General features: G+C 34.4%; 13 protein-coding genes. 10 read left to right on the forward strand and 3 right to left on the reverse strand.

Annotated elements, in window-relative coordinates; all coding sequences use genetic code 11:
* The first annotated feature begins 70 nt into the window (after positions 1 to 70).
* From C200_RS14930 to C200_RS06795, 3 genes are all read left to right on the forward strand, one after another.
* Positions 71 to 238, forward strand: a complete 168-nt coding sequence (locus tag C200_RS14930) for a type II toxin-antitoxin system HicA family toxin (RefSeq protein ID WP_016211076.1) — start codon at positions 71 to 73, stop codon at positions 236 to 238.
* Positions 231 to 584 (forward strand): type II toxin-antitoxin system HicB family antitoxin, encoded by a 354-nt coding sequence (locus C200_RS06790; protein WP_016211078.1) that lies wholly within the window; start codon positions 231 to 233, stop codon positions 582 to 584. The genes C200_RS14930 and C200_RS06790 overlap by 8 nt, the downstream gene beginning before the upstream one ends.
* A gap of 103 nt (positions 585 to 687) precedes the next feature.
* Positions 688 to 1,488 carry a methyltransferase domain-containing protein gene (locus C200_RS06795; protein ID WP_016211074.1) on the forward strand — a complete coding sequence of 267 codons (801 nt, stop codon included), beginning with the start codon at positions 688 to 690 and terminating at the stop codon, positions 1,486 to 1,488.
* Here C200_RS06795 and C200_RS06800 read toward each other — a convergent pair.
* A complete protein-coding gene (locus C200_RS06800; protein ID WP_016211068.1) occupies positions 1,485 to 2,297 on the reverse strand; it encodes a helix-turn-helix transcriptional regulator in 813 nt (270 codons plus the stop codon). The genes C200_RS06795 and C200_RS06800 overlap by 4 nt on opposite strands.
* Positions 2,298 to 2,300: 3 nt before the next feature.
* Complete coding sequence (locus C200_RS06805) at positions 2,301 to 3,542, reverse strand: MFS transporter (protein ID WP_016211075.1); 1,242 nt, start codon at positions 3,540 to 3,542, stop codon at positions 2,301 to 2,303.
* A gap of 214 nt (positions 3,543 to 3,756) precedes the next feature.
* Between C200_RS06805 and C200_RS15400 the strand changes: the two genes are divergently transcribed.
* Genes C200_RS15400 through C200_RS06815 form a run of 3 tightly spaced genes read left to right on the forward strand, consistent with a single transcriptional unit; the run spans position 3,757 to position 5,125 of the window.
* Complete coding sequence (locus C200_RS15400) at positions 3,757 to 3,900, forward strand: hypothetical protein (RefSeq protein WP_016211073.1); 144 nt, start codon at positions 3,757 to 3,759, stop codon at positions 3,898 to 3,900.
* 24 nt (positions 3,901 to 3,924) lie between these two features.
* A complete protein-coding gene (locus C200_RS06810) occupies positions 3,925 to 4,356 on the forward strand; it encodes a hypothetical protein (protein WP_016211069.1) in 432 nt (143 codons plus the stop codon).
* Positions 4,340 to 5,125 carry a queuosine precursor transporter gene (locus C200_RS06815; RefSeq protein ID WP_032126922.1) on the forward strand — a complete coding sequence of 262 codons (786 nt, stop codon included), beginning with the start codon at positions 4,340 to 4,342 and terminating at the stop codon, positions 5,123 to 5,125. Before C200_RS06810 ends, C200_RS06815 begins: the two co-directional genes overlap by 17 nt.
* Before the next feature lie 7 nt (positions 5,126 to 5,132).
* Here C200_RS06815 and C200_RS14515 read toward each other — a convergent pair whose 3' ends face one another.
* Positions 5,133 to 5,918, reverse strand: coding sequence for a methyltransferase domain-containing protein (locus C200_RS14515; protein ID WP_016211077.1), 786 nt, complete (start codon positions 5,916 to 5,918; stop codon positions 5,133 to 5,135).
* A gap of 132 nt (positions 5,919 to 6,050) precedes the next feature.
* Between C200_RS14515 and C200_RS06825 the strand changes: the two genes are divergently transcribed.
* From C200_RS06825 to C200_RS14520, 4 genes are all read left to right on the forward strand, one after another.
* Positions 6,051 to 6,794: a helix-turn-helix domain-containing protein gene (locus C200_RS06825; protein ID WP_016211067.1), complete on the forward strand. Its 744-nt coding sequence runs from the start codon at positions 6,051 to 6,053 to the stop codon at positions 6,792 to 6,794.
* Positions 6,795 to 7,003: 209 nt separating this feature from the next.
* Positions 7,004 to 7,309, forward strand: a complete 306-nt coding sequence (locus tag C200_RS06830) for a hypothetical protein (protein ID WP_016211079.1) — start codon at positions 7,004 to 7,006, stop codon at positions 7,307 to 7,309.
* Positions 7,310 to 7,463: 154 nt separating this feature from the next.
* Positions 7,464 to 7,766 carry a hypothetical protein gene (locus tag C200_RS06835; RefSeq protein WP_016211070.1) on the forward strand — a complete coding sequence of 101 codons (303 nt, stop codon included), beginning with the start codon at positions 7,464 to 7,466 and terminating at the stop codon, positions 7,764 to 7,766.
* A gap of 38 nt (positions 7,767 to 7,804) precedes the next feature.
* The gene (locus C200_RS14520) at positions 7,805 to 8,791 is read left to right on the forward strand and encodes a helix-turn-helix domain-containing protein (protein WP_016211080.1); all 987 of its coding nucleotides are present in this window, start codon (positions 7,805 to 7,807) and stop codon (positions 8,789 to 8,791) included.
* Positions 8,792 to 8,965 lie beyond the last annotated feature (174 nt).

An 8,965-nucleotide genomic window follows, 5' to 3' on the forward strand; every position in this document is an offset into this window, starting at 1 on the left:
ATTGCTCACCTAATCATGTTTTTTTAGAGTATTTGATGGCGGCTTAGTATAGAGTAGTGTTGCACTTCAGATGACGGAGGGCGAAGTAATAGAGCGTGATGGTTCAAGGGTTGCTGTAATTTTGAATCAAGTGAAAACAACATTTCATAGACCGCACCCTGAAAAAACAACAGACAAGGGGGCGGTTAAGTCAATAAGGTTGTTTTTAAAAAATGCTGGAGTAGATAAAAATGCTTAAATACAAAGGTTATATTGGAAAAGTTGAAGAGATTCATGAAGGTGATGAATATATTTATGGGATTGTTCCAAATATTAAAGATGTTATTTCTTTTAGAGGTAAAAATATAAAAGAGTTAACGAAAGACTTTAAGCTGGCTATTGATGATTATTTGGCTTTATGTGATGAGCGTGAAGAAGAACCCGATAAACCATTTTCTGGTAGATTTATGACTAGATTAGGTAGTGATTTGCATGAAGAGGTTTTTTTAGCTTCTATGAATGATTCAGGTGCAAAATCAATGAATGATTGGGTTGTATCTGCATGCTTGGAAAAGTTAAAGCATGATCAAACCGTTAAACGGTGAATTATGTTATGTACAGCTATTAAGAAGTTATGTTTTTGCATTTTTCTTATAAATAAGATAAAACCCTTTTGTTTGGAATTACTTACATTAGGGAATGTTACCCATGTCAAAAAAAATTTATAAAGACGACTGTCAAGAACGACTTGATACACTTCAGAAAATATTTGATCAACAGAGTTTAAAATTTATAACAGATAAGCTTGATAAGAAAAATTTAAAGTTGCTTGAGTTAGGGTGTAGAGGTAATTGTGACTTAATTATCGCACTTGCAAATAAATACCCCAATCTGATCGAGTACACTGGGATTGATGATAATCCAAAGTTTATAAAACAAGCTGAAAAACGCTTAAGTGATATTCCGTTAAAGTCTTTAAAATTAACTCATGCAATGATAACAGATGTTAGTGGTCTTGGGTTTGATCTTTATGATGTAATTTATAGCCGCCTTTATTTTATGTATATTCAAAATTATGTAGAGGCTTTAAAACAAGTTTTAAATCAACTAAAAGTAGGCGGCATTATTATTTGTGAAGAGCCAGATTTAAGAACAAACTTTTGTAACCCTGCGCATGTCGCTTATGATGAATTTCTTAATTTATTTGGAGCTTTAGGTAAAGTTAAAAAAATGAACTTTAAAATTGGCTCTGAGCTACATACAAATTTTCTAGAGCTAGGGTTGAAAATTACTGATATTCAATTTTCTCAGCCGGTTTTAATGGATGAAGAGAGAAAGCGCTTTATGGACCTCAGTATGACAGCTGCTCGTAATGATTGCATTGAGTATGGGTTAATTACGCCGGAAAGATTTGATGTAATGATAAGCTCGTTAAAAAGGCTTTCAGCTGATGAGCGCTACTATTTTGCTATAGCACGTCAAACCCATATTTCTGCAATCAAAGCTTAAAAAGAGTCGAGCAAGCCTAAAGATTTTGCTTTCATTACAGTATGTAGCTTATTTTTGCAAAGCAATCGCTTTTGAGCTGAGGCGAGATATTTTTCTACCACACGGGGAGTTACCCCGATCGCTTTTGAGGTGTCTTTAGCATTTAAGCCATTAGCGGCCCAATATAAAACTTCTTTCTCTCTTGGGGCTAAAGAGTATGAATAGGTTTCTTTCCTAAGAATTTCTTTCATATACGAGTAGTCCTGTATAAATTTTGTTTGCCCTAAATATGCATGTTCATTCGCAATTTTATCTTTAAGGTTATAAATAAAGGTTGATGCAAAAGTAAGGAATTCTTCTTTAGTCTCATTGTAATGTGTTTTTGGATCAATAGGAGCAATAGCTGTATGAGCTAAAATCATAACTTCAATTTCAATAGAAGCTCTAAATATTGCATAACTTTCATGGATGCCGAATTTACTGCAAATGTTGTATATATATTGTTGTTCGGGTGTTAATTGCAATAAGCCTTGAAAATAAACATCTTTGCCGAGTATTAGGTTCGTACGTGGTGATGTTAAAGAGTCAAAGTTGAATAGGTTGTTTTCATAGTAAGGAATGGACCACTCAGACATGTTGGAAATAAAATAAGGACTACCCAGAGCTGGAAATAGACCTACACATATATAATCAACTCCACAATTAGTATGAATATCTGATGTAATATCCTTTATGTATTCATAGTACTTAATACTAGAAATGTGCTTATACTTGTTTAACTCACTTTTTGAGTACTCGCTCAACGACTTGAAATTAATTTTATTATCCATTACTTATGTGATATTAAAGTTCTCTAGCTTTTTAAAGGATTCTTTGTTTGATAAATACCAAACAATAATTATCCCGAAGATAATGGCTAACGATAGGTATGTACCTACAATAGCCGGAGAATGAAACTGATGGAGAAGTAACGTACATACTAATGGGGCGGTCCCTCCGAAAATTGTCATCCCTATGTTCCAAGATACGCCAAGATTTAGAGCTCTACTTTTTTCTGTAAGTTTCATAATAACAATGCTGTTAATCATAGCGGTTGGAGGTGAAAGAAGAAATGTTATTGCAATCATTGAAATTAATGAAGTTGTAAAGCTACCACTCGCTAAGCCAGAGAATAGGCTAGGCATACATAGAGCAAAGGGGGTGGACCATAGCAAGAATAGCTTTGTATTGCCTACCTTACTTGCGACTAATCCAGCTACAGGTTCAATAATAATATCGAGCAATAGCCCAACAGATATAACCAATGAGCTTTTACTTATAGATAAACCATGACTGACCATTAAGCTGGTACCCCAAACATACACACCCCAGCTAGTAATGCCGTTGTATGCTGCTAAAATTAGCGCTTGCAGAGAGGGGAGTGAACAAATATTAAGTTCTCCCCTCAATGAGCCTGATTTATTTTTTATAAAAGTGTAGTTTTTCATGTTACTGCGTAGGTAGTAACATAAGATTGCTGTGATCCCTGAGACAAAAAAAGGAACTCGCCACGCTTCTGGTGGCATATATGATGCAGTAAAAAAGCTTCCAATTGACGCCCCTAGCATCATACCGGCACTGTTAGAAATATTAGGCAAACAGCCGAATAGAGCTTTAAAACGTGGTTTTGCATTCTCAACAAGATAAACTGACGCAGTATTGTATTCAGCACTAGCAGATAAACCTTGTAGAGCTAATGATAAAGCCAAAATAATAGGAGAAAAAGCACCTATTGTTTGATACTTTGGCAAAAAAGCAATAGTTGATGTAGATATAATCATAACCAGCATAGAGCCCATTAAAGCTGATTTTCGACCATATTTATCACCGATATAGCCAAATATAATCCCACCTAGTGGGGAGAATAACCAGGCCAAACCAAAGGTTAACCAGGTAGAAATTAAAGCAATATAAGGTTGATTTTTAGGGAAAAATGAAACTGCAATGATTGGTGATAGAACTGCATAGAGAGAGAATTGATACCATTGCAAAATAGTGCCAAGTACGATTGCACTGTTTGTTTTTATATTGTTCATTGAAGTAGCTATAAGTCCTATTTATGTTGCCTAAGCTGAGATAAACCCAACAGAATGGTGTATTTTTACACTATTGAAAAATATTCATCAACCTGTAAATTAATATCGAACATAAAAGGAGCAGGTTAAAAAAGCAGTTTATAACTAGATATTAAGTAAAAATGGATTTTATATTGATAGCCGTAAGAATTAGCAAAAGGATTAGGTTGCATTTATGAAAATAAGGATTGATGAAGTACCAAAAGAGAAAAAAGAAAAGCACTCATTAAGCGATAATAAAATTATTAAAGACCTTGAGGAATTGAAAAGTCTTATAAACAAGATAAATTTTATTGCTAATAAAATTGTAAAAAAATAATAAAAACAAACGGATAAATCAAGCGTGAAAAAAGGCATCAAGGGACTGAATGAAAGAATTTTTTTTCTACTAAGAAACTTTGCCTTTAAAAAAATATTAGTTAGTACAAAAGGTACTCAATATCGTTGGAACAAAACAGAGTATGATTATCTATCACGTAGGCATATTATTCACTACACAAAAGGACATGCCCGTGTAACTAAAAAAGATTATGCAGCCCAAATACAAGCTGACTCTGATTTTATTAAGGGGTTTAATTATACTGACAGCCAACTAATTCATTGGTACTCAGGGTATGATATGGGATATCAAAAAGGAAGAGATGAGGGAGTGTTAGAAGGTTGGAATTTATTAGTTAACACATTAAAAACAAAGAAAATTAACAAAGATACTAAGTTGAAAATGACAAGAAGAAAAAAAAGGGTTAAAAAACAAAACAATGAAAGTAATATTTAAGTTTTTATTTAATCAATTTATGAATACAGATAGACGTCCATATAAATTTTATTCTTTATTGGCAATAATTCTTGCTGCGGCTATGATAGCGTCAAATGTTTTAGCAGCTAGATTTATTGAGTTAAATGAAATTTTTGGCATTGCTTTGCCTTATCATATGGTTTTTCCCGGTGGAATATTTGCATTCCCGTTAACATTCACAATTTTTGATATTGTTACCCAACACTATGGTAAAGAATATTCTAATGCCTTGGTCTGGTATAATATGATTGGGCATGGTCTTTTTGTCGCTTTTATTTCTATTGCACTGCATATAACGCCAATGGTTTCTCATACGATAGACCAATCTTTTCATATATCTATGTCTACGTTGAGTCATTTATATTGGGCTGCTTGTATTGCATCGGCATGTGGTTATCTTATGAATAACCATTTGCTTGAGTGGCTAAGAGAAAAGTTTAAGCGTCATGATGATAAACATGAAATAACATCATTTATTTTTAGATCAATTACTTCTACCTGGATAGGTGAGTTAACATTTAGTATTGTTTGGACCCTTTTGTTTCTTTCAAGGCATTTATCAGGTGCCAATTTAGTAGATATTTTAATCTGTCAAACCTTTATCAAAGTTTTGTATGAGGTGATTATGTCTCCTGTTGCTGGCGCTATCATTTGGTGGCTTAAAAAGGCTGAACCTGTATCATATCAACATAGATTTACAGGGGGGGCGGTCCCCCCACCTGGTTTCATTTCAGAAGAGAGAGTATAGGCTCTCTTTATTTTTGGACAATTAAAAAAGCTCGAGGAATATCAAGCAGGATTTGACCATCTACCGCTTGTTTAGTAAATTCTTTCTGTATAGTATCCCAAAATATTTCAATATAACGATCAGTGAGAGCTAAACTGTATGCTTTTTGATTCAATAAAGGGGTTGCTGTTCCAGACATAAAAATAGCGAGTGAAGTTTCAATATTGCAAAGAGTTTTAAAGTGTATTGTTTTTTCTAATAGAATAGAAAACCTGGCTTCTTTCAAGTAATGGGCTAAAGTATGTTGTGATTGCATATTTGCAGGGAATTTATAACTTTCAATGAATTGCTGACTTTCTTTGTTCTCACGTAATGCTTGGAAGGCGCCCCAAAACTGTGGAGTAACCTCTGTCTGGCTCTGTAGAGCAAGATAGCCTTTAGGTTTTAAAGCTAGATAATAAGAATTAAAAGCACTTTCTAGATCAGTAATGTAATAGGTTAAAGAATTTGCTGTGATTAAATCATATTCACATGTTTCATTTAGTTTAGAAGCATCACGCAAAACATACTCAATATTTCCACCGTTATCAGCTGCTTGTTCAAGCATTTTTTCAGAGGTATCTATTCCTGTTACGAAATCAAAATCATCCGCAAGCTTTCTAGTGATATAACCTGTTCCACAACCTAGGTCTAGTATGTTTGATGTGGGCTTTAATGAGCAAAAGTTTTTAATATCCTTATAAAGGGCATCCGCAGCTTCATTTTGTGATGTTGCTATTTGATCATACATACTTGCTTTGTCGTTAAAATTCACAATTATAATCCTTGATTTTCTTTATTACTTTATTGATATTTTTTATATAACTTCTAAAATCTAGCTAGTTTATAGTATTAACTATGAACTTAAAAGTTAGGTTTATCATAAAACAAGGTAGCTTAGTTAAAAATGCGATTTGCAACACGGTTAGAAACGGCGCTGTTCTCATCACGATCAACGATTGAGGATGTTGTTAGCTCTACTTCACTTTCAAAAGTAAGAATATATCAATTGCTAAGTGGTCGAGTAGCGGCGCCTAGCAGCGATGAAGCTAAGGTGTTAGCTCAATATTTTGATATACCGTTGAATGATATTATAAAGTGGGCTGAGGGAGAGGTCTCATTTTCAGATGTGTTAAATAGTTGCATTGAAGAAAAAGGGGTAACAGCACAAGCAGTAGCTAATGGCACAGGGTTAAGTCATGCAACAATCAGTCGGTTGAAAAATGGTAACAATAAAAAGCCTACATTTGAAGCAGTATCAAAATTAGCTCGATATTTTGGGAAAACTATCGCGCAAATGAGAGGGGAGGCTCCTCTGCATGATAAAGATGAGAACTATATCCCTGAATTGGCTTTATCAAATGTGCTAGATCATTGTGATAATTACAGTACACCTTATCGAATTAGGGTTGCTGCAAGTGAATATTTTCAACGAGAATATTTACTAAAAGTTAATCAAGGTAAAGATGCACATTCAGGGGATATTATCGTGGCAGCTATAGGCGACCATTTGCCCTCGTTATTTGTATTTAAAGATGAAGATGACGGTACAGTAACTCTTTTTGATATCAATAATTCATCTTTAATAGAAGAAGATTTGGAAGAGTTGGATTGTTTGGGTACAGTTGAAGCGCTCGAGGTAACTACTTAGAAATAAAATTTCTTAAATGTACACATAATAAAAAAACTTGCACATGTCGAAAAACATATTTACTATTTAAAAATAGTTAATAGATTAAGGGTGAATAAAACTTAAAAGAAAAATATCACCTTAAATAATCTGTATTATTTATCAATAAATTTTATTTATATTGCTAATCAGTATGCTTTAAAATTCTATACAGTTAAAATAGGACTTTCATGGATAAGAAACAAGCTAAAACAATAGCTGACGCTATTGTTAACGAGGACGTTTTGCCTTTTTTAAAATCATTACAGCCCAAAATGGTCAGTGATGAGGTGTTTTTAGCCTTTTGTCAGACGACCATTTTAACACTGGCCAATACCATGTATAAATTTTGTGATGATTTTGAGGAGTTTGAAAATAAACCGTTATGGATAGATAGCGTTAAAAAAAGCCTTCATCAAGGGATTGATAAATTCTTTCCTGCCAGTCTTCTAATCTCTCAAAATTACACCAGTGATTCACTGCAAAAAACCCACTAAAATAGCCTGTTTATGACAAATGTGACCCCCGGTCACTTTTTACAGCAAAAACATGCAAATTAACACTAAAAACATGCATCTGATGTGACCGCCAGATATCACACTTTGTATTCATATTCATTTAAAATAGTTCTATGGAGTAGGGAGTACTTAAATGATTGATCACGAAGAAAATGCCCTTTTAGAAGCGTACTTATATTTTAACTATGGATCAAAAACAATTGATCAAATGAGTGAAGAAATAGGTAAGAGTCATAGCGCGATTAAAATGGCAATTCACCGAGAAAAAAGCAAAGGGTTTTTAAAGAAAAATGAAAAGGAACACGCCAGAATGCTTTTAAATGAAAAAAAAGAAGAAATCAAGGTATTGCAGTCAACGATTAAGTTTTACCAGTCGGTTTGCAAAGAGTTTGCTTTACTGTCTGAGGTTGTTCTAAAACAGGTTAATAGCCAATAAAAGTTTTTAAAAGTTAAAAAGCATATGGAGTATTGTGCATGTCCATTGTTCGAATTCATAGAAAAGAAAAAGATTTTGTTGTACTTGATAAACAGTTTTTAAATGATGAAGGCTTATCTTTTCGTGCTAAGGGTCTGTTGTCTTATTTGTTGTCTTTGCCTGACGATTGGAAAGTGTCGAGATCACATCTTGCAAAAATATCTCAGGATGGGCCGACCTCAGTTAATTCTACTCTGAAGGAGTTAAAAGAGGCGGGATATATTTTACTTATTTCAGAGCGCGAAAATGGAAAAATATCGGGGTATGATTACCTTGTCTTTGAAACGAAAGCACTTGCTGATGCTTATTTGTCCTCTTCTACCCATACAGATGTTAGTCAACCCACTAAAACGGCCCAAGGTGCTGAGCAAGAAGAAGATGAGCTGCGAGTGGGCAAGCTGTTAGCAGTAAAGCAGCTAGCGGTAAAAAGCCCCCTACTAAATAATAATAGTACTAAGAATAATAGTACTAAGAAAAATATTATGTGCGCTGACACGCACGAAGCTGATTCTCACACTGAACTTTCTAATCAATCAGAACGCAAATACAAAACCAGCAAAGGCCAATTTTTAACGGGTGAAAAACTGAGTGTGTTTGAACAGGTTTGGGAAGCTTATCGACACAAATCAGAAGCGGCAGAAAATAACTACAGCAAATCAAACAAAGCTGCCGCCGCTCATTCATTTTTAAAAAACTGGCCTGACATTCAGCAAGATGCTTCGTTAGTTATTCAACAAGCAGAGGTTGAAGCACATAACCGCGCGGTGAAAAGCATGGCAGATTCAAACTTTAAACCGAAGCACTTAGAAGGCTGGTTAAGTGAACGTCGTTGGACACAAGAAAGCGTGATGATTAATGAAAGTATCTACTTAGCAAGAGGGACGCAGCATGGAAACTCATCCATTCAAGGTAATCAACATAAACTCTCAGTTGCAGAAAGATTACAAAGACTGCACGAAAAAAGGCAGAGAGAAGCAAACGATTAAGTTTGGGCCGGATATATCAATTTCAGAGTTTTTGGACAAGATGAACTTAATCAAGCCTTTTTTGAATAACAAAACGGATGAAGAAGTTGAAAGAATTACTAGCGATTGGTGGGAAGCCATTGGTAACTTTCCAAACGTTGTTTGGGATGCAGCGAGAACCCAGTTACTAAAAAC

This window comes from Piscirickettsia salmonis LF-89 = ATCC VR-1361 (assembly GCF_000297215.2).
In the GTDB taxonomy this organism is placed as follows: Bacteria; Pseudomonadota; Gammaproteobacteria; order Piscirickettsiales; family Piscirickettsiaceae; genus Piscirickettsia; species Piscirickettsia salmonis.

Coding starts and splice junctions, on each gene's coding strand:
- C200_RS06835 (WP_016211070.1), top strand. CDS start 7,464: ATGATTGATCACGAAGAAAATGCCCTTTTAGAAGCGTACTTATATTTT.
- C200_RS06805 (WP_016211075.1), bottom strand. CDS start 3,542: ATGAACAATATAAAAACAAACAGTGCAATCGTACTTGGCACTATTTTG.
- C200_RS06795 (WP_016211074.1), top strand. CDS start 688: ATGTCAAAAAAAATTTATAAAGACGACTGTCAAGAACGACTTGATACA.
- C200_RS06800 (WP_016211068.1), bottom strand. CDS start 2,297: ATGGATAATAAAATTAATTTCAAGTCGTTGAGCGAGTACTCAAAAAGT.
- C200_RS06825 (WP_016211067.1), top strand. CDS start 6,051: ATGCGATTTGCAACACGGTTAGAAACGGCGCTGTTCTCATCACGATCA.
- C200_RS06815 (WP_032126922.1), top strand. CDS start 4,340: ATGAAAGTAATATTTAAGTTTTTATTTAATCAATTTATGAATACAGAT.
- C200_RS14520 (WP_016211080.1), top strand. CDS start 7,805: ATGTCCATTGTTCGAATTCATAGAAAAGAAAAAGATTTTGTTGTACTT.
- C200_RS06790 (WP_016211078.1), top strand. CDS start 231: ATGCTTAAATACAAAGGTTATATTGGAAAAGTTGAAGAGATTCATGAA.
- C200_RS14930 (WP_016211076.1), top strand. CDS start 71: ATGACGGAGGGCGAAGTAATAGAGCGTGATGGTTCAAGGGTTGCTGTA.
- C200_RS06830 (WP_016211079.1), top strand. CDS start 7,004: ATGGATAAGAAACAAGCTAAAACAATAGCTGACGCTATTGTTAACGAG.
- C200_RS15400 (WP_016211073.1), top strand. CDS start 3,757: ATGAAAATAAGGATTGATGAAGTACCAAAAGAGAAAAAAGAAAAGCAC.